Genomic DNA, 23,222 nt, shown 5'->3' on the forward strand with positions numbered 1-23,222 from the left:
GCTACACCACCGCAGTGCCGCAGCAACTGCACGCAGGGTCGCGGCGCACTCGCATCTCACGGAAACGACTGCCAAGCGCATCCACCAGAAGCAAGCGCCCGATAAGAGGCTCACCGAATCCGGCAAGCAGCTTGAGCGCCTCCAGCGCCTGAAGACTACCGATAACGCCCACCAGAGGTCCAACCACGCCGGCCTCACTGCAACTCAGCGCTGTTTCTTCCCCGCTGCCGTACAGGCATTGGTAACAGGGGCTGTCCTCGCGCCGGGAGTCGAACACACTGAGCTGACCCTCGAGCCGGATCGCAGCACCCGAAACCAAAGGCCGGCGCAGGGCAACACAAGCAGCGTTCACTGCCTGTCGCGTAGCGAAGTTGTCACAGCAATCAATAACCAGATCGACACTGGATACGGCATCCACCAGCGCCTGTCCCGTCAGGGACCGCTCGAGCAGAACGGTTTCTACCCCTGGATTAAGCGCCTTAACGCGCTGCGCGGCCGATGACACCTTTGGTTGCCCGACACTGTCAGTCTGGTGGATGATCTGACGCTGCAGGTTGGTCAGGTCCACATGATCGTGGTCTGCCAATAGCAGGGTGCCCACGCCGGCAGCTGCGAGATATAACGCAACGGGCGCGCCCAGCCCCCCCAGACCGACGATCAGAACGCGACTATCGAGCAGGCGCTGCTGGCCGTCGATATCGATCTGCGCCAGCAATATCTGGCGGCTATAACGCAGCAATTGAAGATCATCCACCCCATTGCCCTCCACTGATACGTTGCTGGCCACCCAGATCCTGCCAGGAGCGGGTCTGCTGGAACCCGCGCCTGACCAGCAGCTCAACTACCGCATCAGCCTGCTGCCAACCGTGCTCGAGCAACAGCCAACCGCCGCTGTTCAGATGATTCGGAGCCTGCTGGACAATATGCCGGATGGCGTCCAGACCGTCAGCGCCACTCACCAGCGCAGTAGCGGGTTCGTAACGCACATCGCCACATTGCAGATGCGGGTCGTCGGTGCTGATGTAGGGCGGATTGGAGACGATCAGGTCAAAATGCTCGTACTCCAGCGCGGCAAACCAGTCACTGGTCTTGAGCTGTACATTGCCGAGTCCCAGACGCTGGCGATTGACCTCGGCCAATTCGACCGCTGCCGGCACCAGATCGGTCGCAGTAATCTCCCAGTCACCCCGTTCACTCGCCAACGCCAGCGCAACAGCCCCCGTACCCGTGCCCATGTCCAGTACCCGCGCCCTACCCTCAGGCCCGAGCTCCAGGGCCAGCTCCACCAGACGTTCGGTATCCGGTCGCGGAATCAAGGTGGCATCGCTGACCTGCAAATCCAGACTCCAGAAACCTTGCGCGCCCAGCAGGTAGGCCACAGGTTCACCGGCTCTGCGGCGCCTCATCAGCCGCTGGAACTGCTCAAGCTTCTGAGACTCGATCTCATATTCAGGCCAGGTACGCAGAAAAGTGCGAGGTTTGCCCAGCACATGGCCAAGCAGCAACTCGGCGTCCAGCGCCGGAGTGGGTGAGTCCGGCAGCTCGAGGCCTGCCAGTAACTGCGCCAGGGTCGGCATCAAACGTGTTCCAGGGCCGCCAGCTGGTCCGCCTGATATTCGCGCAGCAGTGGATCGATCACCTGATCGAGATTGCCCTGCACGACATCATCCAGGCTGTATAACGTCAGATTGATACGGTGATCAGTCACTCTTCCCTGGGGAAAATTGTAGGTGCGTATGCGCTCTGACCGGTCACCGGATCCAACCAACGAACGCCGCGTATCGGACATCTCCTTTTCCTGCGCTTCACGCTGCAGGTTATCCAGCTTTGCCTGCAGCAGACTCATGGCACGAGCCCGGTTCTTGTGCTGGGAGCGTTCTTCCTGACACTCGACCACAATCCCCGTGGGCAGGTGGGTCAGTCGAATGGCCGAATCGGTCTTGTTCACGTGCTGCCCGCCAGCACCCGAGGAGCGATAGGTATCCACCCGCAGGTCGCCGGCATTGATCTCGATCTGCGCCTGCTCATCGAGCTCCGGCATGATGGCAACGGTGCAGGCCGACGTATGAATCCGACCCTGGGATTCAGTTTCCGGCACACGCTGTACCCGATGCGCGCCAGACTCGAACTTGAGCCTTGAATACACGTTCTGGCCCTCGATCCGAGCAATTACTTCCTTGAAACCGCCGTGCTCGCCCTGGCTCTCGGAAAGAATCTCGACACGCCAGCCCTGACGCTCTGCGTATTTGCCATACATGCGGAACAGGTCACCGGCGAAAATCGCAGCTTCATCACCGCCAGCGCCTGCGCGAACCTCGAGAAATACGTTGCGTTCGTCATTGGGGTCCTTGGGTAGCAGCAGAAAGTTAAGCCGCTCTTCCAGTTCCTCCAGTTTATCCGCGCACAGAACCGCATCTTCTTCAGCCATCTCGCGCAGGTCCGGATCAGCATCCTTCAGCAGGCTGCGCGCCTCATCAAGATCCGCGCGCACTTTCTGCCAGTCGATATAGCAGTCGATGGTTTCGCCCAGCTCGGCATATTCCCGGGAATAGGCGCGGAAGCGTTTCTGATCGCTGATCACCTCTGCATCGCTGAGCAGCGCCGACAGCTCTTCGTGGCGCTCCTGCATGATATCCAGGCGGTTCAACAGGGAAGATTTCATGGTTCGCCTTGTATGGTAGTAACGTCGTCAAGCGCAAATAGTTCTTGCGCCAGCGCCAAAGCCTCGGCTCGACCCTCGGCGGTCATCTGCTTGAGCTGGACACTGGGGTCGTGAAGTAATTTGTTGGTCAATGCCCGGGCCATTTCCGCCATGACTACCGAGGGATCTGCGCCGCGCTCCAGCCGAGACTGAGCCTTGGCAAGTTCCTGGTCTCTAAGGGATTCAGCCTTCACCCGGTAACGGCGCAGTACATCGACCGCTGCAAGCGCACGTAAGCGCTGCATGAATTCGGCAGTACCCTGAACAATCATGCGTTCCGCCGCCTCGGCAGCATCCTGGCGCGATCGCATATTGTCTTCGATGACTTCGTGCAGATCGTCCACCGAATACAGATACACATCAGCCAGCGCGCCGACTTCCGGTTCGATATCCCGCGGCACGGCAATATCGACCATGAACATGGGTTTGCGCCGCCGCTGCTTGAGAGCGCGCTCCACGGCTCCCTTGCCAAGGATCGGCAAGGGACTGGCGGTAGAGCTGATGACGATATCGCACTGCGAGAGAAAGTCGGGTATCTGATTGAGCACGATCGCCTGACCACCCAGCGGACCGCTGAGCAGCTCGGCGCGCTCCAAGGTACGGTTGGCCACAATAATCCGCCCTACCCCCTGTTCAAACAGGTGTCTGGCCACCAGTGCAATGGTTTCTCCGGCACCAATCAGCAGGGCTGTACTGCGGCGCAAGTCGGAGAATATCTGCTTGGCCAGACTGACGGCAGCAAAGGCAACTGAAACCGGGTTTTCACCAATGGCCGTGTCGGTACGCACCTGCTTTGCGGTATTGAACGTGCTCTGAAACAGCCTGTCCAGATAGGGGCCCAGGGTTCCGGCGCTGCGTGCCGATTGCCAGGCATCTTTCATCTGCCCGAAAATCTGTGGCTCACCCAGCACCATCGAATCCAGTCCCGCCGCGACCCGCATCATGTGCGCCACGGCTTGCTCATCACTATGTTGATAGCTACAGGCCCGCAACTCTTCAACGGCTATGCAGTGGTAAGCCGCGAACCAGACCAGAATACCATCGACGTCGAGTTGATCCTGGGAACAATAGATCTCGGTACGATTGCAGGTTGAGAGAATGGCCACTTCCTGGGTGCCGGTCTCATCACGCAGGCGCTGCAGCGCACCGGATAGTTGGTCGGGCGCGAATGCCAGGCGCTCACGAACATCGACGGCGGCGGTTTTGTGATTTATCCCGAATGCGAGAAAGCCCATGGTGCCCTGTTTATCTGAACATAGTGCGCAATTGTCCTATGTATGCCAGTGCCGATCAATTCCCTTGACCCTGTGGGTTTGCAACAGATCCTGTGTCATGATGAATATCTTCGCCGAACACCATCAGAGTGCCCATGAGCGCAACCATCAAGGCTGTATTTCATCGACTGCCAATGCCCGGCGCACTGGTACTGGCTCTGGCGCTGGCCGGATGCGCCAGCACTGAGCGCGAGAGTCCGGCGCCCGCCATTGCCGCGCCACCGGCAGCAGAAACTGTGGAAGAACCCGTTGTCTACGGGCAGTTCACCCCCGACACGCTCTTCGACCTGATGGTCGCGGAAATCGCTGGCCAGCGGAATCGATACGATATCGCTCTGGACAACTATCTATCGCAGGCACGAAAAACACGTGATGCTGCCGTGGTGGAACGCGCGATGCGTGTGGCCGAGTTTCTTGGCGCCCATCAGCCTGCCCTGGAAATGGCTATGCTCTGGACCGAGGTCGACGGCAAGAACCCCGAGGCCTTCCGTGCTGCCGCTCTGCATCAGGCAAGAGCGGGCCAGCATGAGCTCGCTATGCAGTCCATGCAACAGGTTCTGAACATGCAGGGCGAAACCCATTTTGATTTTCTTGCCCTTGCCGCAGCACAGACCGACGACGCTACGCGCGCGGCGATGCTGGAAAGCATCGGTCAACTGCTGGAAAAAAACCCGCAAAATGCCCAGCTGGTATTCTCAAAGGCGCTGCTTTTGCAACAGGGTGGTGATGACGAGGCAGCACTGGCAGTGCTTGACCAACACCCCCAAGCCGCTACCGCTCCGCCGGCGCTCATGCTGCGCGCCCGCGTGCTGGCAGGAGATGGCCACAACCAGGACGCCATCGATATATTGCAGCAGGGACTGCTCGAACATCCTGGCGACACCCGTATGCGCTTGTTGCTCGCCCGACTGCTGGTTGCCACAGGCGACCTCGAAGCTGCCAGCAGCCAGTTTTCCACCCTGATAGAACAGAACCCCGGCGATAGTGACCTGTTGTTATCTCTGGCCCTGGTCCATCTGGAAAATAACCAGTTTACGCAGGCCGCCCGACACCTCGAACATCTCGTCGAGGCAGAACCAGAGAACGACACCGCCCTGTACCACCTGGGCATCGCCTATCGGGAGCTTGAGCGCAGTGACGCCGCACTGCGCGCATGGCTCCAGGTCCAGGCGGGACGCGAGTATCTCGGCTCTCGGCTGCTGACCAGCCAACTTCTGATGGAGCAGAAGAAGTACGAGGAGCTGGCGCAGATCATGCTCAACGAGCGGGCTTCCAATCCGGATATGGCGCTGCAACTCTATCTGATCGAGATCGAGACGCTGGCCGAAAAAGCGCCTGAAATTGCCCGAACCCGCGTTGATCAGGCACTTGAAACCTTCACGCTGGATGCCAGTCTTCTGTATGCCCGTGCCATGCTGGCCGAGAAAGCCGGTGATATTGTCGCGATGGAAACAGACCTGCGCCGTATTCTGCAGAACGAGCCAGACAACGCAATGGTGCTGAACGCCCTGGGTTACACCCTGGCCGACCGCAATGAAAAGCTCGATGAAGCATTACAACTCATTGAGCAGGCCGTAGCACTGGAGCCCGACGATCCGGCCATCATCGACAGCCTTGGCTGGGTACACTATCGACTGGGTAACCTTGATCTGGCTGAAACCTATCTACGCAAAGCCTATCTGCTATATCCCGATCATGAAGTTGCCGCCCATCTCGGCGAGGTTTTGTGGATGCGCGGCAAGCGAAAAGAAGCGCTGAAAATATGGGCTGAGGCGCTGCAGGACAACCCGCAGAGCCAACTTATCCGCTCTACCCGCCAACGTATGGAAGCCAACTGACATATGCATTTGCTGCGCCCCCTTCTACTGATCATTCTGAGCACTCTCCTGGCTGCCTGTAGCAGCCTGCATCAACGTGAAACACTCGATTTTGGTGGCGATGGCGCTGCCTGGCAGGCGCATCGCGCCACAGTCCTGCCGATTCAGAGCTGGACCTTGCACGGCAAGATCGGCTTACGCTCACCAGAGGAGTCAGGCAGCGGCACACTGACCTGGCTACAGCAGGAAGGGGCCTACGATATCCGCATTTCAGGCCCGCTGGGCCGAGGCGCCACCCGACTGCAGGGCAACGAGCTAGGCGTGACTCTCGACATGGCCGGCCAGCCGACGCTGCAGGCCCGCTCTGCCGAGGAACTCCTGGAACAACAGACCGGTTGGCGCCTCCCTGTGGAACATCTGCTGTGGTGGGTCCGCGGGCTGCCTGCACCTGACAGCGCCAGCCGCCTGCAACTGGATCCGCAAAGTCGCCTTGCACGCCTTGCCCAGGCAGGCTGGACGGTCGAGTACAGCCGTTACCAGGAGGTCGCTGGGCTGCAGTTACCTCAACGCCTGCAGATGTCAGCCGGTGACATCCTGCTGACCATGGTAGTAACCCAGTGGAATCTGCCAGCCCAACCATGAATCAGCTGCAGCCCCAAGCACTATTTACCAGCCAACTGAGCCTGCCGGCGCCAGCCAAGCTCAATCTGTTCCTGCACGTCACCGGGCGACGACCAGATGGCTACCACACACTGCAAACTGTCTTTCAGTTCATGGACAGATGCGACACCCTGCATTTCGGGCTCAGGGCAGACAGCAGCCTTGTCCTTCACAGCCCCCTGCCCGGCGTCGCGGCCGAGGACAACCTGATCATCCGCGCTGCACGCCTTCTTCAACAGGCCAGCCGCTGCAAACTGGGCGCAGATATCAGCCTCGACAAGTCCCTGCCCATGGGCGGCGGCCTGGGCGGCGGCAGCTCTGACGCGGCAACCACCCTTGTCGGTCTCAATCATCTGTGGCAAACCGGACTGACCCTGGAGCAACTGGCAGACCTGGGCCTGACCCTCGGTGCGGATGTGCCGGTATTCGTACTCGGCAAGGCTGCCTGGGCCGAAGGCGTTGGCGAAGAATTGACACCGGTAGCCCTGGAGGAGCCATGGTATGTCGTCGCCGTACCGGCCTGTCAGGTGAGTACTGCACAGATTTTTTCCGATGAGAGGTTGACGCGTGACACCCAGCCCATTACATTAGCGGCCTTCCGTGATGGCGGCGGTCATAATGATTGTCTCCCGGTAGCGGAAGCGTGTTATCCAGAAATACGTAACACGTTGATCTTGCTTAACAATTATTGTGAGGCTAAGATGACAGGAACTGGCAGTTGTGTGTTTGGGGCCTTCCCAAACGAACGTGAAGCTGATAAAGTTCGCGCCCGGTTGCCAGCCACTCTGCAAACCTTTGTTGCACGCGGTTGTAACGTTTCACCGTTACATCAGGCGCTCTTCAAAGAGGCGTAAAAAGGATGCAACCGAGCATCCGGACAGTTATTACAGGGGCGTAGCCAAGCGGTAAGGCAGCGGGTTTTGATCCCGCCATGCGTTGGTTCGAATCCAGCCGCCCCTGCCATTTTCTCCGGCAGCAATCATTACACCTTGAATCCGGTTGTGACTGGATCGAGTGCTTTAATGCATCCGACCCGCCAACGGTTTCAATCGCACCGACCACTACCCAAATAAGGTAATGCAGCGTGTCCAAGATGATGGTTTTCGCGGGGAACGCCAACCCCGATCTGGCACGACGCGTCGTGCGTCAATTGCACATTCCCCTGGGCGACGCCTCCGTCGGCCGGTTCAGCGACGGCGAAGTGACCGTCGAACTGAATGAGAACGTACGCGGCAAGGATGTATTCATCATCCAGCCCACCTGTGCACCGACCAACGACAATCTGATGGAACTGGTGATCATGGCCGATGCGCTGCGCCGCTCCTCGGCTTCGCGCGTCACCGCAGTCATGCCTTATTTCGGGTATGCACGCCAGGATCGTCGCCCACGCTCGGCCCGCGTTGCGATCAGCGCCAAAGTGGTTGCCGACATGCTCGACACCGTCGGAGTCGATCGCGTGCTCACGGTCGACCTGCACGCCGACCAGATCCAGGGCTTTTTCGACATTCCAGTAGATAACATCTACGGCTCCCCTGTTCTGGTAGATGACCTGATCGCCCAGCGGCACGACAATCTGATGATTGTGTCTCCGGACATCGGCGGCGTAGTCCGCGCCCGTGCGGTAGCCAAGCAGCTGAGCGTTGACCTGGCCATTATCGACAAGCGTCGTCCCAAGGCCAACCAGTCGGAAGTAATGCATATCATCGGTGACGTTGAAGGTCGCAATTGCATTCTGATCGACGACATGGTCGATACCGCCGGCACGCTGTGCCACGCGGCCACCGCCCTGAAGGACCACGGCGCAGCCAAGGTCTTTGCCTATGCCACGCATCCCGTGCTGTCGGGCAAGGCCATAGAAAACATCCTCAATTCCAAACTGGACGAGCTGGTGGTCACCAACACCATTCCGCTGTCAGGTCCGGCTGCTGCCTGTGACCGCATTCGCCAGTTGGATATGGCGCCGCTAATCGCCGAGGCGATGCGCCGCATTAGCAACGAAGAATCCATTAGCGCCATGTTCCGCTAGGAACGCGGCACTGGGTAAACATCCCGGTTGATAGCAACCGGGTTTATATCAATCATCCGATGCGCTGGTCGCAAGTGCCCGGATGTTCAGCAAGGAGACTAACTATGGTCGACTTCACATTAAGAGCGATAGCGCGTGACGATTTGGGGAAAGGTGCGAGCCGCCGCCTGCGTCGTAACGCCGATATGGTACCGGCAATCATCTATGGTGGTTCCAAGGCCCCCCAGAGCGTTTCCCTGGAAGCCCGCGAACTGAAAAAGGCGTTGGAAAACGAAGCGTTCTTCTCGCACGTCATCAAGGTCGATGTCGATGGCAAGAACAACAACGTGTTGATCAAGGCCCTCCAGCGTCATCCGGCAAAGGGTCACGTCATGCACGTCGACCTGCTGCGTGTGATCGCAGGCCATGAAGTAACCGTTCTGGTGCCGCTGCACTTCCTCAACGAGAAGAGCTGCGTTGGCGTCAAACAGGGTGGCGGGATCATCTCCCACACCATGACCGAAGTCGAAGTTCACTGTCTGCCCAAGGATCTGCCCGAGTTTATCGAGGTTGATATGGCAGAAGTCGAACTCAACGGCATCGTTCACCTGACCGATCTGAAGCTGCCCAAGGGTGTGAGCCTTACCGCTCTGGCTCAGGGCGCAGACCACGATCTGCCCGTTGCCAACGTTCATGCTCCTCGTGTAGCTGTTGACGACGAAGAAGCTGGCGAAGAAGCACCGAAGGATGAAGGCGAGGAATCAGCGGAGTAATTGACCGCTGAGACCCATAAGGGGCGCCCCGTTGTGACACAGGGAATCAAGTTGATCGTCGGTCTGGGAAATCCCGGACCTGAATATGAACTGACCCGTCACAACGCGGGCGCCCTTTTTGTTGCCCGTCTGGCAGACAAGCACAATGTGCAACTGCGCCAGGAGAGCAAGTTTTACGGCCTAACCGGCCGGCTGACCCTTGAGGGTCAGGATGTACGTCTACTGATCCCCACCACCTTCATGAACCGCAGTGGTCAGGCTGTTGCCGCACTAGCCGGTTTTTACCGTATTGAGCCGCAAGAGATTCTGGTTGCCCACGATGAACTCGATCTGCCCCCGGGCGTGGTCAAGTGCAAGCAGGGCGGCGGGACCGGCGGACATAACGGGTTGAAGGACATACTTGCCCGCATGGGCAATCAGAACACCTTTTATCGCCTGCGCCTTGGCATTGGCCACCCCGGCCACAGCTCGCAGGTGACCGGCTTTGTACTCGGCCGTGCGCCAAAAGCCGAACAGGAAGCCCTGGAAGCCTGCGTTGATGAAGCTATCCGCGAACTTCCAGGCATCATCAATGGCGACTGGACCAAGGTCATGCAGCGCCTGCACAGCTTCAAAGCCTGATCACACTATTCGCCGCCGTGCGGCAGAGGACACCAGTATGGGATTCAATTGCGGTATCGTCGGTCTGCCCAACGTAGGCAAATCCACCCTGTTCAATGCGCTGACCAAGTCAGGCATCGCCGCGGAGAACTTTCCGTTTTGTACGATCGAGCCTAACAGCGGCATCGTACCCATGCCTGATCCGCGTCTGGACGCCCTGGAAGCTATCGTCAAGCCGCAGAAGACCATCCCCACCACCATGGAGTTCGTGGACATCGCCGGCCTGGTAGCGGGCGCCTCCAAGGGCGAGGGGCTGGGCAACAAGTTCCTGGCCAACATCCGCGAAACTGATGCCATCGCCCACGTGGTGCGCTGCTTTGAAGATGAGAATGTGATTCACGTATCCAACAGCGTGGATCCTAAACGGGATATAGAGATCATTGATCTGGAACTGATCTTCGCTGACCTGGATAGCTGCGAGAAACAGCTGTACAAGGTCACCCGCAACGCCAAGGGCGGCGACAAGGATGCCGTTGCGCAGAAAGCGCTGCTGGAAAAACTCATCCCGCACTTCAGCGAAGGCAAGCCGGCCCGCTCGCTGCTCAAGAGCCTGAGCCCGGAAGAGAAGCAATTGGCCAGGAGCTTTCACCTGCTGACCAGCAAACCGGTCATGTACATCGCCAACGTTGCTGAAGACGGCTTCGAGAACAACCCGCACCTGGATGTGGTCAGTGCCATCGCCGCCGAGGAAGGCGCGCTGGTGGTCCCGGTCTGCAACAAGATCGAAGCCGAGATTGCCGAGCTCGACGATGGCGAGGAAAAGGAAATGTTCCTCGAGTCCCTTGGGCTCGAGGAGCCGGGGCTCAATCGCGTGATCCGTGCGGGTTACAGCCTCTTGGACCTGCAGACCTACTTCACCGCCGGCGTGAAGGAAGTCCGCGCCTGGACCGTCAAGGTCGGCGCGACCGCCCCGCAGTCCGCTGCCGCCATTCACACCGACTTCGAGAAAGGTTTCATCCGCGCCGAAGTGATCGCCTACGATGACTTCATCAAGTACAACGGCGAAGCAGGCGCCAAGGAGGCCGGAAAATGGCGTCTGGAAGGCAAGGAATATATAGTCAAGGACGGCGACGTGATGCATTTCCGCTTCAACGTCTGACTTTTCAATAGATATATCCGCCCCCCGCCTGCCATTGCAGCCGGGGGATTTTTTTGCCTGACAATAACGCACAGGAACTTCCTGGCGCGGAAAACGACTGAAAAAGGTATGAGTGCCGCGGTACAACCACGGACCTGACACTTTTCACGGAGAATCGAAGCGATGCAGTGGGATGCTTTCCTGGATCAGGAACTGCTCACAAACCTGGCCATAGTCACGGGCGTGACACTGACCATCTATCTGGTCCTGACGAGTGCGCTACGCATCATAAGCAGTCGCCTCTATGCCAAGGCCAGCCATTCGCACTCACGGTTTTACCGCATTGCCGCGAAGATGCTTAAACACACCAGCCGGCTCCTGGTTCTAGCGTTCGCGATATTGATGAGCCTCAAAGTGGTGGATCTGGGGCCCCGCTGGGAAGCCATCATGGCCCACGGATGGTTCATTGCACTGGCTTTCCAGATTGCCCTGTGGCTCGACATGGGCGTGCGCATGTGGACCGATAGCCTCACGCGTGATGGCAAGACCCGCAACCCTGTCACTACGACCATTTTTGGCATCATGATACGAATGGTCGTCTGGACCATGATGCTGTTATCCATATTGGCCAACCTCGGAGTCAACATTACCGCGCTGGTGGCCAGCCTGGGAGTGGGGGGGATTGCGATAGCGCTGGCGGTGCAAACCCTGCTCAGCGACATATTTGCCTCGATGTCTATCGGCATCGACAAACCCTTCGAAATTGGCGACTTTGTGGTATTCGACGACGTGGCGGGCAATATCGAGCATATCGGCTTGAAAACCACACGCATCCGTAGTTTGAGCGGCGAGCAGATCGTCTGTGGAAACTCCCAGTTGCTTGCCCGCACGCTGCACAACTACAAACGCATGAATACGCGGCGCATCGTCTTCACGTTCGGCATCAGTTACGACACCCCTGCTGCAAAAATAACCGAAGTTTCAGCTCTGGTTCGGCGCGTCATCGAGAAGGTAGAGAAGACTCATTTTGACCGTGCGCATTTTTTGTCCTTCTCGGAAAGCCAGCTGACCTTCGAGGTAGTGCACATCGTGCAAACCTCGGATTACAATCTGTACATGGATATTCAGCAGGAAATCAATCTGGGACTCCTCGAAGGGATGCGCGAACTGGATGTGCGTTTTGCCTTCCCGCGCCGCAGTGTCGAATTCAACGGCGGCCAGATTCCCGAAATCAAGGTCGCTGGTGTCGCCGGCAATTCTGGCGGCGGAGCAACCAGGGGCGATATATCCGGCAACTAGCTGCGGTACAGCAGCACTGGCACCGCTGGTAGCCCATGCCATACTGGGTGACAAAGCTATCAGGTGCCTCTAATCCAATGTCAAAACGCAATAAGTCCCTGACCGTCGGTTTGCTTTCGGCTGTCTTCATCTATTGCCTACTGGGCTTTCTGGTTCTGCCCGGAATTGCGCTGCATGTAGTTAACAGCCAACTGGAACAACGTGTCAGCGTGCCCACTCGGCTCGATAGTCTGGAGTTCAACCCTTTCAGTCTGGAACTGTCTCTGGGAGAACTGGAGATCGGTCAGCCCGGGAATCCGGTCCTGAGCTTCCAGCGGCTTTACGCCAACCTGGAGATCACCAGCCTGTGGCGCGGCGCGTTGGAGCTTGAGAGCCTCACCATTGAGCGGGCCTGGGTAGCTGCCACACTTCAGGAGTCCGGCGAGCTGAATTTGTCCCGACTGTTAAACAGACCAGAAGGGGCGCAGCAACTCGCTGATGAGGAAGCTGCAACGCCCTTTCCTGTTCGCATAGCCCACCTGAAATTGGTTGAAAGCCGTCTGTATTTTCAGGACCTGCAACCAACCAACGCGGTGCAGGCCCGCCTTGAGCGGATTAACATGGAAATCCGGCAGTTCAGCACATTGCCCGGCGAGCGCTCGGAGCTCCTTGTGAGCGCTGAAGGACCATCGAATTCACAACTGCAGGTTCAAGGCAGCATGGGCATGCTGCCCCTCAGCTCCGCTGGCACGCTGAGCATCGACGGACTGCCCCTCTCGCCCTTCTGGCCTTATGTGCGCGACCAGATTGACCTTGCACTGCAGGACGGTGTGCTCAGCACCCGTTTTGATTATCAAATGGATTTGGCGCAAGACCTCAGCGTGAATCTTGATAAAGCCAGCGCGACCCTGTCGGCATTCGATATTACTTCTCCCCAGGGCGACTCCCTGGCAAGACTGTCACACCTGCATATCGATGACGCCTCCCTCGATCTGGCCGCGCGCTCCATACGTGTAGGTACCGTACGCAGCCGACAACTGGAAGCCTGGATAAGTCGGGCAGAGAACGGCAAGGTAAACTGGCAAGCGATACTTCCCGCCGCGCAAGATAACTCACAACCGGAGCAGCAAGCCGCCTGGCAAATTCGTCTGCCCGATGTTCAATTGCGCGAATACCGTGTCAATCTCACCGACAGGCAGCCAGACTCACCCCTCGATCTGACGCTCAGCTCTTTGGAGCTGGACCTTACCGGGTTTGACAGTGCCACCAGTGCCCCCTTCGGCCTGAGCGTCAAAACGCAGATCAACGAAGAAGGTTTCCTTAGCGCAAAGGGACAGGCCAGTCTGGAGCCGATCAGCCTGGATCTTCAGGTCGCGGCCCAGAACCTGGCATTAGCTCAGGCCCAGACTTATCTGGATCCTTTCGTTCGTATAGATATTCGCGATGGCAAACTCAACACCACAGCCCACGTCCAGCTCGAGGCACTCGACCCGCTGGCATTGCACGTGGACGCCAAAGCAGACATTACCGATCTTCACATAGTTGATTCCCTGGAAAATCGTGATCTGGTTCGCTGGGAAAGCCTGAGTCTTGACGGTATCGTCTACCGCGATAACAGTCTGTCCGTGGAGCAGGCCCAGTTACTGAAACCCTATGCACGCATCATCATCAATCAGGATCTGTCGACCAACATTGGTAACCTGGTAATCGAGCAACCCGTCGATGATAACCAGACCGATCAAGCCCCAATGGCCATTCGCATTGGTGCGGTAGGCATAGAAAAGGGCTCCTTGAATTTCGCTGATTTCAGCCTGCAACCCAATGTTGCACTCACCGTGGAGGAGCTGACCGGCCGGATCGGCACGCTGGACAATCAGAATACTGATCCCGCAGAGCTCAATCTGAGCGGCCAGGTCGACCGTTACGCTCCCGTACAGGTCCAGGGCACCCTTACCCCCTTCGATCCTCTCAACAGTCTAGATGTCCAGGCCAGCTTCAAGGATATCGAGCTCACCACATTGAGCCCCTATGCCAGAAAGTTTGCCGGGTACCGCATCCGTAAAGGGCGACTTGATCTGGACCTGCACTACCAGATCAACGCTGGCAATCTGGAAGCAGACAACCAGGTACTTTTGCGTGACCTGCAACTGGGCGAACGAGTCGATAGCCCCAATGCTGTGGATCTGCCTATACGCCTGGCTGTAGCGTTGTTGAAGGATGGCAAGGGCAATATCAATATCACGCTGCCGGTGCAGGGCGATCTGAGCAACCCGGACTTCGATATCATGCCGGTGATCTGGCAAAGCCTCGGGAACCTGCTTTCACGCGCCGCCACCGCGCCCTTCCGTTTTATCGCCAACCTGTTTGGTGGTGATGATGCCGACCTCAGCCACGTGCTTTTTGCACCGGGGGCGGCAGCACTTGATGCGCAAGCCAGAAAACAACTCGATACCCTGGCCAGCGCACTGAATGATCGACCAGCCCTGCGACTAGAGGTTGAAGGTATGAGTTCGCCCGCGGAGGACGGCCTGCTGGTTGCGCAACAACGCCTCGACCGGGAGCTCAACCGCCGCTGGAAGAAAGCTGTGGATCAAGGTCAGGCCGAGCCCTCCGCTACCCAGAGCGGAGTGCCACAAGAAGCGATAGCCGGGCTGCTGGGAGGCATATACCAGGAGCGAACAAAAAAAGAGGTCCCTGCAGAGTGGTCAGAGCTGGACGCCCAGGCAAGAAACGAGCGTATGCGCAATGCCATCCTTGAGACCTGGCAGGGCAGTGAAGCCCTACTCAGACGCCTCGCACAGGAGCGCAACGAGAGCATCAAGGCTTACCTGGTCGACAATGCCGGTTTGTCGGCCCAGCGCGTGCAACTTCTGGACGTGGGCGTTGAGGCAGTTGCCGATAACGGTGAAGTACCCACAACCCTGCACCTGAGCGCCGAATAGGCGCCCAGGGCTCTTACTCGCTTGAAAGTTAACCGGTTGATAAGACAGGCAAATAAATCTCGCCGAGTGCTTGACTTTAGACCCGCGCAACTGAATAATGCGCAGCCTCGGATGGCTACATAGCTCAGTTGGTTAGAGCACAGCATTCATAATGCTGGGGTCCCTGGTTCAAGTCCAGGTGTAGCCACCAACCTTTTCAAGGACTTAGCTTCGGCTAGGCCCTTTTTTATGCCCGCATGAATGACTACAGACGCAATAATAATTCCTGCTCGATTCTCTGCGTCGTTTCGCCACCCATCTCGGCGATAGATATTTCTGCCAGCAGACGCTCCACCGCACCCTCAAGCTGATCAGCCAGCGCTCCGGCATGCCAGTGGTAGCGCAGCAACAGCGCAGAACTGAGTATCGCTGCAAGCGGATTGGCTTTGCCTGTCCCCGCGATATCCGGAGCGCTGCCGTGTACCGGTTCAGCGAGCGCAATACCCTGCCCCCAGTTGAGCGACGGTGCCATGCCCAGGCCCCCGGACCAATGGCTGGCCAGATCTGACAATATATCGCCGAACAGATTGGTGGTTACCAGTAGATCAAATTCCTCAGGGCATTCGATCAGCTGCAATGCGGCAACATCCACCAACCGCTCGTCGACTATGTCCCGGAGCCCAGCTTCTTCCAGTACTCGTCGGCAACTGTCACGAAACAGGCCACAGGTCAGGGGCAATACATTAGCCTTGTGCACCAGCGTAACGCGCCTGCTTGTGCGCAGCACTGCCACTTCGACCGCCCGGCGGGCGATATCTTCACTGGCCTGCCTGCTGATATGGGCTTCCGCGATCGCCAGGTTGCCAGACTGCTGCATGTACTCACGGCCGATATATAGCCCTTCGCTGTTTTCGCGCAGAATCAACAAATCGACATCGGAGCGCGGAGAAATCCGGGGCCAACTGCGGACCGGTCGCAGGTTCACGTTCAGTTGCAGACTTTGCCGCAACGCCAGAATGGCGCTGCGATAGCCCTCTACCTGCCAAGATGGCGAGGATACGGCCCCGAAGAGCCCCGCGCCGCATTCGCGCATCTGTTGCAGGGTCGTTTCGGGCACTGACGTCCCCTGGCGCCGAAAACACTCCCAGCCGGCCTCGGCCTCTGTCACTTCAAGCCCAGGGAGTAATTTTTCCAGTACTCTGACAGCCGAAGGAACCACTTCCTGCCCGATGCCATCGCCGGGAATAACACAGAGTCGCATCATCTCTTCCGGATCTCCCAGGTGGCCAGCAGCAAGCCGAGGAAAGTCAGGCTGCCGCCCACAAGATGGTACCAGCGCAAAACCTCTCCGAGCAGGAGCACCCCGAGTAGCGCAGTAAAAACCGGCATGAGGTAGCTGAACAGGGAGGCGGTCCCCGGCCCGAGCACCTTCACCCCATTGTTCCAGGCCATATAGGCCACCAACGACGCCATGACTGCAGTATAGGCAATCGCCCCCAGGGTATGCAGGGTCAGGGGCATCGCGCCTGTATAGCTGAATTCCCATAAGTAAAAGGGCAACAGCATCGGCACGCCACACAACAGCATGGCCGCCAACTGAACGAAACCTGGAACCGGCAGCATCCACCTTCGCAGCAACACGGAATAAAGTCCCCAGGCAAGCACCGCGACGACCATGATCAGATCGCCCGGATTGAACTGCAGCCCGAGCAGCGACTGTGGATCCCCACGACCAAGAATCACAAGCAAACCACAAAAAGACAGCATTGCCCCACACACTGTCGCACGGCTAGGCCATTCGCGAAGGATAATCAGGGTCCAGATGAAAGCGGCAACGGGCAGCCCTGTATTGACCAGGGTAATGTTGATCGCCGTGGTGCTCTGCGCGGCGAGGTACAGCAGCGTGTTGTATGTCGAAATGCTCAGCCCCGCGAGAACCAGTACCTGCCAACGATGGGCCATCAGGATGCGACGGTGGCGCCAGAGACCGACTGCGGTAAAAGGTAGCAACAACAAGAGCGCCGTGGTCCAGCGCCAGAAAGACAGCCCCACGGGAGGCAGTAGCCCGGCACTTGCGCGGGCTATGAGGGCATTGCCGGCCCAAGCCAGGGTGCCCACCACCAGTCCGGCCATAGCCAGATAGCGTGGACTTACATTCAAGGAGGACTCAGCCGATACTGTTCGGGGATCTGCTCGGGACTGTCGACTGTTACATCGAGATCTTTCAGGTGTCCGTCCTTGATGCCATAAATGAAACCATGAACGGTCAGTGGCTGCCCACGATGCCAGGCGTTCTGAACAATACTGGTATGACTGACGTTGCCGACCTGGCGGATCACGTTCAGTTCGCACATACGATCGACCTGCTCTTCCTCATTGGCGATGAGTTTTAGGGTATTGCGTTTTTCATAATAGAGATCGCGAATCGAGCGCAGCCAGCCATCGCTGAGGCCGAGCTGATCATTGCGCATTGCCGCCTTTACCCCACCGCAGCCATAGTGCCCAGTCACGATGATATGTTTGACCTTCAATACGTCCACTGCAAACTGCATGACCGACAGGCAGTTGAGGTCAGTATGCAAGACCACATTGGCGATATTGCGATGTACAAATAGCTCGCCGGGCAGCAAGCCAACAATCTCATTGGCGGGCACCCTTGAATCCGCACAGCCGATCCACAGATACTCCGGCGCCTGCTGTCTGGCAAGCTTGGTAAAGAACGCAGGATCCTCCTCTTTAATCGCCTCGGCCCACTGGCGGTTATTGGCAAACAGTTGTTGCAGATCGTTCATGGTTAGTCCCTGTAAAGTAATCGTCCTGGTCAATCGACGAGGGAGTACGCCATTACCAGGGCATCTTCCCTGCCGCTGGCGGCGGGATAATAATTGGGACGCCTGCCTAGCTCGTTGAAGCCAAAACGCTCGTAAAGCCGCGACGCTGAGAGGTTCGATGCTCTGACCTCGAGAAAGGTCACCTCGGCGCCCTGCTCACGCGCCCGGTCGATGATGAATTCAAGCAAGGCCGCACCGAGACCGGCTTTCTGAGCCTGTGGGTGGATGGTGATGTTCAGCAGATGCGATTCATCTCCGGCAACTGACAGCACAGTATGACCGACCTGCTTATCGCCACGAAATAAAAGCCAGCATTCGTAGCCGGGCTTGATGCAATCGAGAAAGATACCGCGGGTCCAGGGATGGCTGAATGCAGCAAGCTCGACCTCCAAAACCGCGTCCACATCCTCAGGCAACATCGGCTGATAGCGCAACTCGCTCATTACGCCTCTACCCAGCGCGGCATCACACGTTTCAGCAGTTGCCATAATCTGGCTTTCTCCTCTGGCTCGCGCAAAATGATTTCGAGGCCCGGCGCAAACCACCCGCTACCGAGCTCTTCCAGCGCTTCTTCGCGCCCCTTGAGCGCGCCTGCTTCTTCTGGATCGCCGGAGGCCAACAACCCCGTCATAGCGCCGAAGCAACCGATGGATTTCACCTGCTGCAGCTCAAGGCGTGCCTGCATGAAGACTTGCAGTGCTTCACTGGCCGCCTGGGCGCTGCGTGCTACCTGCGGATTGCGACTCAGCGGCCAGCGGAAATCAGCCAGAAGCTTAGGCGCTGCTGGCAATCTCGCTGCGCGCAGAATATCGCACAATAAATTGTGCTCGGGGGTCCCTTTCTCCAGTCCAGGATCGGAAATCTCGACCAACAAGGCGCAAGGTCCAGCAACCCATAACTGCATATAAAATGGAGCAACAGCTCGACCGGTTTGCTCTATCTGGGTTGGCGCGACGGTGGCTTGCAGTGGTGCTGGCGTCAGAGCTTTGGCTGGCAATTCTTGTCTGGATGCCTTGGCAGCTGTCTGCTCCCTGCGTTGCTGCACGAGTCTGGCAGAGGGAGACTCAACTGCGACAGCCAGCGTATCGCTTGTTACCGGCGAGCTCGAAGTCTCTTGCCTGCTATCGGAAACAACCGGATTAGCTGGCGCTGCGTGCTGACCGGGCAATAAAAGCTCGGGCTCCGGCTCAGGAGACAGACGCATGGCAGCATGAGCCAAGGGCCGGCGCGGTACCCAGCCCGTAACACCAACTGCCTGCAGGTAGGCTAGACGCTGCGACTCTCGCATTACACGTCAGCAGCTTGCGGATGCGCGCGATACGCACCCTCACGCATCAGATTCAGCGCGTTGATGTAGGCCTTGGCAGATGCCACCACGATGTCAGTGTCCGCTCCATTTCCGTTGACAATTCGACCCGCCTTCTCCAAACGCACGGTCACCTCTCCCTGAGAGTCGGTACCCTGGGTAATGGCATTTACCGAATACAGTTGCAGGACAGAATCAGAATGTACAATCTGTTCTATTGCCTTGAAGGTTGCGTCTACGGGCCCGGAACCAGGAGCCGTTGCCTCGGTCTCCTGGCCCTCGATACTCAGCACAACGCGGGCCTGTGGAATCTCGCCCATACGCGAAGCCACCTCCAGATACACCAGCTTGGTGTGCTCGACTACCTCAGTCAGGGTTTCCGAAACCAGGGCCTGGAGATCCTCATCAAAGATTTCATGCTTCTTGTCTGCCAGCTCCTTGAACCGGGCGAAGGCAATGTTCAGGTCGGCCTCGCTCCCAAGCTCGATACCCAATTCCTGCAACCTGGAGCGAAACGCATTGCGACCTGACAACTTGCCCAGAGACAGTCGGTTGGTATGCCAACCAACGGACTGCGCACTCATGATTTCATAGGTTTCACGATGTTTGAGCACGCCGTCCTGGTGGATGCCGGATTCATGGGCAAAAGCGTTGGCGCCGACAATAGCTTTGTTAGGCTGTACAGCAAAACCGGTAATCCCGGAGACCAGCCGCGATGCACTGAGAATATTTTCGGTGATAATGCCGGTATGTACACCCAGCACATCCTCGCGGGTCTTGATCGCCATCACGATCTCTTCGAGAGCGGCATTGCCTGCCCGCTCGCCGAGACCATTGATGGTGCACTCAACCTGACGAGCTCCAGCGTTAACCGCTGCGAGCGAGTTAGCCACCGCCAGCCCGAGATCATTGTGGCAATGCACCGAAAATACCGCCTTGTCGGCGTTGGGCACGCGCTGAATGATCTGACCGATCATCTCGCCAAACTGATGAGGGATCGCATAGCCAACGGTATCGGGAATGTTGATAGTCCGCGCACCTGCGTCGATGGCGGCTTCAATAATACGGCACAAAAAATCCAGCTCCGAGCGACCGGCATCCTCACAGGAAAATTCCACGTCTGCGCATAGGTTACGGGCACGCTTGACCGCTCTGACTGCCTGCTCGACAACCTGATCAGGCTCCAGCCGCAGTTTGTGTTGCATATGAATCGGGCTTGTTGCGATAAACGTATGTATACGCCCACTATTCGCGCCCGCCAACGCTTCGGCAGCTCTATCGATATCTGCGTCCATAGCCCGCGACAGACTGCAGACAGTGCTGTCGCGGATCGTATCGGCAATCTGCTTTACGGCTGCAAAATCACCCGGGCTGGCAATGGCAAAACCTGCCTCGATAACATCCACACCAAGCTTTTCCAGGGCACGGGCGATGCGCAACTTTTCATCTTTGGTCATCGATGCGCCAGGGCTCTGTTCCCCATCACGCAATGTTGTGTCAAATATGATGACGCGATCATTGTTCATCGGCTGTTTCCTATGTGCTTGTTACCTGAGAGAGAGGTGCTCAGTCTGCTGCTCGTTGAGCACCTCTCTGCCAAAACTGTTGTTCATAGGCATACTATAACGCATAGGCTGCCCGGCTGGCTTCGCTGGCGGTGAACATGTTTGAAGAGCAAGGGTTCGCTTATAGCGACACAACACCACAACAACTGCCTGTTTTCAGCATCATTTCCTGGGGCTAAGCTGAGAGTACGAAATACAAAAACAACAGCCAAAGGTACCCTGCATATGTTCGATCGTCATTTCCAGGTATGGCCTGACCAGGTCCCTCATAAACTGGAGCTTCCCTCTACCAGCGTGTTCCATAACCTGACAGTTTCTGCCCTGCGTTATGGGGACCATCCTGCTATCCACTACTACGGTACCGATATTACTTACGCCCGCTTCTTGCAGGAGGCTGAAGCACTGGCCGGCCACCTGCGACAGGCTGGAGTAAAAAAGGGTGATCGTGTGCTGCTGTATATGCAGAACAGCCCGCAGTACATCATCGGTTTTTTCGCAATACTGCGCGCCAACGCAGTGGTAGTTCCTGTCAACCCGATGAACCGTAGCGCCGAGCTGGAATACCTGATCGCTGATACACAGGCTCCCGTAGCACTCTGTGCGCAGGAGCTACTGGAAAATATCGCCCCCCATCTTGGCGTCGGCCATCTGCGTGAGATCGTGGTAACAGCTTATTCGCAATACGTAACCGAGCCGACAAACCTAGATTTACCCGAGGCAGTTCGCGAGCCCCTTGCCCAGCACAACCTTTCCGGTGTTACACCATGGCAGGCGGCGTTGAGTGCCGGTGTTGCGCCAGGTGATTTGACCGTAGGCCCGGATGATCTATGTGTTATCCCCTACAGTTCCGGCACAACGGGTAACCCCAAGGGCTGTGCACATACCCACCACAGCGTGATGGCGACAGCAGTCTACGGAGCGGTATGGACCAACGCTCAACATGACATCGTACATTTGGTATCGGTGCCCATGTTTCATGTTACCGGCATGCAATCATGCATGAACAGCACACTCTATGCCGGTGGCACCCTTGTCGTCATGACCCGCTGGGATCGCAAGGTAGCTGCCCAGCTTATTCAACGCTGCAAGGTTAATACCTGGCGGAATATATCTACGATGGTTGTGGACATGCTCTCGGATCCGGAGATCGACCAGTACGATATAAGCTCTCTCACCAGTATTGGCGGAGGTGGCGCAGCCATGCCTGCTGCAGTTGCAGCCAAGCTCGCTAACAAAACCGGTCTGGTTTATATGGAAGGATATGGCCTGTCAGAAACCATGGCGCCCACCCACGTCAATCCACCCCAGGCAAGCAAGGCTCAATGCCTCGGTATACCTATCATCGGTGTTGACTCACGGGTCATCAATGTAGATACGCTGGAAGAGGTCGAGCCAGGCGTAACAGGTGAGATCATCATGCGTGGGGAACAGATTTTCCAGGGTTACTGGAACCGTCCTGATGCAACGGAGGAAGCATTCGTTGAGGTAGACGGGCACCGTTTCTTCCGTTCAGGCGATCTGGGCTACTACGACGAAGAGGGTTATTTCTTCCTGGTAGATCGCGTCAAACGCATGATTAATGCCTCAGGTTACAAGGTATGGCCTGCCGAGGTGGAATCATTGATGTACGCTCATCCGGCGATCCGTGAAGTCTGTATTGTATCGACCCCACATCCACGTCGCGGTGAAACGGTAAAAGCTTTCGTGGTGTTATCTGCCGGCAATGAAAAAACCACCGCCGAAGACATCATGACTTGGTGCCAGGAAAATATGGCGGCCTACAAGTGTCCGGTAGTAATCGAGTTCACCGATAGCATTCCGAAATCACCCACTGGCAAGATCATGTGGCGGCTATTGCAGGAAGAGGAATGGAAGGACACGCAGTAGCTGCAAGCTGCAAGCTGCAAGCTGCAAGCTGCAAGCGAATCAGTGTGGGGCGGGTGGCCGAGTAGCGGTCAAGAGTTTAGTGCCCTGACCGCCTTGGTCATTCCCGCACACAAGAGAATCCCGTCATTACCCCCCATCGTCATTCCCGCGCAGGCGGGAATCCATTTTGACGTTGAACTTGGGTGACTGTGTAACGGGCCTGGGTGCCTCCTGGAACCGACAATGGATCCCCGCATTCGCGAGGATGACGGTATCGTAGAGCACTGTGCCGAATGGTGGTGCTGCGTTACCCACACACCCAGTCATACCCGCGAAGGCGGGTATCCAAACGGACTTTGGCCTTGCTGCGGGGCATAAACCGGCCTTGGTGCTCCCAGCCAGACCCAATGGATCCCCGCGTTCGCGAGGATGACGAGGGTGCAGTGGGCCAGCGCGGAGGCGGGGTTGGGTTCAGCTTCAAGCTTCA

The 23,222-nt window shown here is 57.5% G+C and carries 20 protein-coding genes and 2 tRNA genes; 12 read left to right on the top strand and 10 right to left on the bottom strand.

Translation table 11 applies throughout. The features are described 5' to 3' along the window. Position 1: 1 nt before the first annotated feature. From IEV54_RS16510 to hemA, 4 genes are read right to left on the bottom strand one after another with little or no spacing between them, the layout of a single operon-like run. Positions 2–754, bottom strand: a complete 753-nt coding sequence (locus tag IEV54_RS16510; protein ID WP_150279265.1) for a molybdopterin-synthase adenylyltransferase MoeB — start codon at positions 752–754, stop codon at positions 2–4. Further along, entirely contained in the window at positions 747–1,577 is an 831-nt protein-coding gene (gene prmC / locus IEV54_RS16515; RefSeq protein WP_150279155.1) for a peptide chain release factor N(5)-glutamine methyltransferase, read from the bottom strand. Before prmC ends, IEV54_RS16510 begins: the two co-directional genes overlap by 8 nt. Then, a complete protein-coding gene (gene prfA / locus IEV54_RS16520) occupies positions 1,577–2,662 on the bottom strand; it encodes a peptide chain release factor 1 (protein ID WP_150279154.1) in 1,086 nt (361 codons plus the stop codon). Before prfA ends, prmC begins: the two co-directional genes overlap by 1 nt. Further along, positions 2,659–3,936 (bottom strand): glutamyl-tRNA reductase, encoded by a 1,278-nt coding sequence (gene hemA, locus IEV54_RS16525; protein WP_150279153.1) that lies wholly within the window; start codon positions 3,934–3,936, stop codon positions 2,659–2,661. Before hemA ends, prfA begins: the two co-directional genes overlap by 4 nt. A 134-nt stretch (positions 3,937–4,070) precedes the next feature. Between hemA and IEV54_RS16530 the strand changes: the two genes are divergently transcribed. The 11 genes from IEV54_RS16530 (at position 4,071) to IEV54_RS16580 (ending at position 15,378) form a co-directional block, all read left to right on the top strand. After that, on the top strand, positions 4,071–5,813 hold the full coding sequence (locus IEV54_RS16530; protein ID WP_223825546.1) for a tetratricopeptide repeat protein: 1,743 nt from the start codon (positions 4,071–4,073) through the stop codon (positions 5,811–5,813). A 3-nt stretch (positions 5,814–5,816) separates the two neighbouring features. After that, positions 5,817–6,434, top strand: a complete 618-nt coding sequence (lolB, locus tag IEV54_RS16535) for a lipoprotein insertase outer membrane protein LolB (protein ID WP_150279152.1) — start codon at positions 5,817–5,819, stop codon at positions 6,432–6,434. After that, the gene (ispE, locus tag IEV54_RS16540) at positions 6,431–7,306 is read left to right on the top strand and encodes a 4-(cytidine 5'-diphospho)-2-C-methyl-D-erythritol kinase (RefSeq protein ID WP_150279151.1); all 876 of its coding nucleotides are present in this window, start codon (positions 6,431–6,433) and stop codon (positions 7,304–7,306) included. Before lolB ends, ispE begins: the two co-directional genes overlap by 4 nt. Before the next feature lie 34 nt (positions 7,307–7,340). Then, positions 7,341–7,415 (top strand) — tRNA-Gln (locus IEV54_RS16545). A 121-nt stretch (positions 7,416–7,536) separates the two neighbouring features. Continuing rightward, on the top strand, positions 7,537–8,478 hold the full coding sequence (locus tag IEV54_RS16550; protein ID WP_150279150.1) for a ribose-phosphate pyrophosphokinase: 942 nt from the start codon (positions 7,537–7,539) through the stop codon (positions 8,476–8,478). 104 nt (positions 8,479–8,582) lie between these two features. After that, entirely contained in the window at positions 8,583–9,230 is a 648-nt protein-coding gene (locus IEV54_RS16555; RefSeq protein ID WP_150279149.1) for a 50S ribosomal protein L25/general stress protein Ctc, read from the top strand. 33 nt (positions 9,231–9,263) lie between these two features. Beyond that, the gene (gene pth / locus IEV54_RS16560; protein WP_223825545.1) at positions 9,264–9,851 is read left to right on the top strand and encodes an aminoacyl-tRNA hydrolase; all 588 of its coding nucleotides are present in this window, start codon (positions 9,264–9,266) and stop codon (positions 9,849–9,851) included. A gap of 37 nt (positions 9,852–9,888) precedes the next feature. Continuing rightward, complete coding sequence (gene ychF / locus IEV54_RS16565) at positions 9,889–10,989, top strand: redox-regulated ATPase YchF (RefSeq protein WP_150279148.1); 1,101 nt, start codon at positions 9,889–9,891, stop codon at positions 10,987–10,989. A 162-nt stretch (positions 10,990–11,151) separates the two neighbouring features. After that, positions 11,152–12,267 (top strand): mechanosensitive ion channel family protein, encoded by a 1,116-nt coding sequence (locus IEV54_RS16570; protein WP_150279147.1) that lies wholly within the window; start codon positions 11,152–11,154, stop codon positions 12,265–12,267. A gap of 77 nt (positions 12,268–12,344) precedes the next feature. Then, the gene (locus IEV54_RS16575) at positions 12,345–15,188 is read left to right on the top strand and encodes a DUF748 domain-containing protein (RefSeq protein ID WP_188434489.1); all 2,844 of its coding nucleotides are present in this window, start codon (positions 12,345–12,347) and stop codon (positions 15,186–15,188) included. Between the two features lie 113 nt (positions 15,189–15,301). Then, positions 15,302–15,378 (top strand) — tRNA-Met (locus tag IEV54_RS16580). 54 nt (positions 15,379–15,432) lie between these two features. On the opposite strand, the gene IEV54_RS16585 is transcribed toward IEV54_RS16580, so the two are convergent. The 6 genes from IEV54_RS16585 to IEV54_RS16610 are packed head-to-tail and all read right to left on the bottom strand — an operon-like array spanning position 15,433 to position 20,830. After that, on the bottom strand, positions 15,433–16,431 hold the full coding sequence (locus IEV54_RS16585; protein WP_188434490.1) for an isocitrate/isopropylmalate dehydrogenase family protein: 999 nt from the start codon (positions 16,429–16,431) through the stop codon (positions 15,433–15,435). Continuing rightward, positions 16,428–17,300 (bottom strand): DMT family transporter, encoded by an 873-nt coding sequence (locus tag IEV54_RS16590; protein WP_150279261.1) that lies wholly within the window; start codon positions 17,298–17,300, stop codon positions 16,428–16,430. Before IEV54_RS16590 ends, IEV54_RS16585 begins: the two co-directional genes overlap by 4 nt. Positions 17,301–17,323: 23 nt before the next feature. After that, on the bottom strand, positions 17,324–17,959 hold the full coding sequence (gene can, locus IEV54_RS16595) for a carbonate dehydratase (RefSeq protein ID WP_150279145.1): 636 nt from the start codon (positions 17,957–17,959) through the stop codon (positions 17,324–17,326). Between the two features lie 29 nt (positions 17,960–17,988). Then, positions 17,989–18,441, bottom strand: a complete 453-nt coding sequence (gene rimI, locus IEV54_RS16600) for a ribosomal protein S18-alanine N-acetyltransferase (protein WP_150279144.1) — start codon at positions 18,439–18,441, stop codon at positions 17,989–17,991. Then, entirely contained in the window at positions 18,441–19,286 is an 846-nt protein-coding gene (locus tag IEV54_RS16605) for a hypothetical protein (protein WP_150279143.1), read from the bottom strand. The genes rimI and IEV54_RS16605 overlap by 1 nt, the downstream gene beginning before the upstream one ends. Beyond that, the gene (locus IEV54_RS16610) at positions 19,286–20,830 is read right to left on the bottom strand and encodes a 2-isopropylmalate synthase (RefSeq protein WP_150279142.1); all 1,545 of its coding nucleotides are present in this window, start codon (positions 20,828–20,830) and stop codon (positions 19,286–19,288) included. The genes IEV54_RS16605 and IEV54_RS16610 overlap by 1 nt, the downstream gene beginning before the upstream one ends. Positions 20,831–21,094: 264 nt before the next feature. Here IEV54_RS16610 and IEV54_RS16615 point away from each other — a divergent pair, with 264 nt between their 5' ends. Beyond that, positions 21,095–22,756: a long-chain-fatty-acid--CoA ligase gene (locus IEV54_RS16615; protein ID WP_150279141.1), complete on the top strand. Its 1,662-nt coding sequence runs from the start codon at positions 21,095–21,097 to the stop codon at positions 22,754–22,756. Positions 22,757–23,222 lie beyond the last annotated feature (466 nt).

It is taken from the genome of Halopseudomonas salina, assembly GCF_014637955.1.
GTDB lineage: Bacteria > Pseudomonadota > Gammaproteobacteria > Pseudomonadales > Pseudomonadaceae > Halopseudomonas > Halopseudomonas salina.

Coding starts and splice junctions, on each gene's coding strand:
- prmC (WP_150279155.1), bottom strand. CDS start 1,577: ATGCCGACCCTGGCGCAGTTACTGGCAGGCCTCGAGCTGCCGGACTCA.
- prfA (WP_150279154.1), bottom strand. CDS start 2,662: ATGAAATCTTCCCTGTTGAACCGCCTGGATATCATGCAGGAGCGCCAC.
- hemA (WP_150279153.1), bottom strand. CDS start 3,936: ATGGGCTTTCTCGCATTCGGGATAAATCACAAAACCGCCGCCGTCGAT.
- IEV54_RS16530 (WP_223825546.1), top strand. CDS start 4,071: ATGAGCGCAACCATCAAGGCTGTATTTCATCGACTGCCAATGCCCGGC.
- lolB (WP_150279152.1), top strand. CDS start 5,817: ATGCATTTGCTGCGCCCCCTTCTACTGATCATTCTGAGCACTCTCCTG.
- ispE (WP_150279151.1), top strand. CDS start 6,431: ATGAATCAGCTGCAGCCCCAAGCACTATTTACCAGCCAACTGAGCCTG.
- IEV54_RS16555 (WP_150279149.1), top strand. CDS start 8,583: ATGGTCGACTTCACATTAAGAGCGATAGCGCGTGACGATTTGGGGAAA.
- ychF (WP_150279148.1), top strand. CDS start 9,889: ATGGGATTCAATTGCGGTATCGTCGGTCTGCCCAACGTAGGCAAATCC.
- IEV54_RS16570 (WP_150279147.1), top strand. CDS start 11,152: ATGCAGTGGGATGCTTTCCTGGATCAGGAACTGCTCACAAACCTGGCC.
- IEV54_RS16575 (WP_188434489.1), top strand. CDS start 12,345: ATGTCAAAACGCAATAAGTCCCTGACCGTCGGTTTGCTTTCGGCTGTC.
- IEV54_RS16585 (WP_188434490.1), bottom strand. CDS start 16,431: ATGATGCGACTCTGTGTTATTCCCGGCGATGGCATCGGGCAGGAAGTG.
- IEV54_RS16590 (WP_150279261.1), bottom strand. CDS start 17,300: ATGGCCGGACTGGTGGTGGGCACCCTGGCTTGGGCCGGCAATGCCCTC.
- can (WP_150279145.1), bottom strand. CDS start 17,959: ATGAACGATCTGCAACAACTGTTTGCCAATAACCGCCAGTGGGCCGAG.
- rimI (WP_150279144.1), bottom strand. CDS start 18,441: ATGAGCGAGTTGCGCTATCAGCCGATGTTGCCTGAGGATGTGGACGCG.
- IEV54_RS16605 (WP_150279143.1), bottom strand. CDS start 19,286: ATGCGAGAGTCGCAGCGTCTAGCCTACCTGCAGGCAGTTGGTGTTACG.
- IEV54_RS16610 (WP_150279142.1), bottom strand. CDS start 20,830: ATGAACAATGATCGCGTCATCATATTTGACACAACATTGCGTGATGGG.
- IEV54_RS16615 (WP_150279141.1), top strand. CDS start 21,095: ATGTTCGATCGTCATTTCCAGGTATGGCCTGACCAGGTCCCTCATAAA.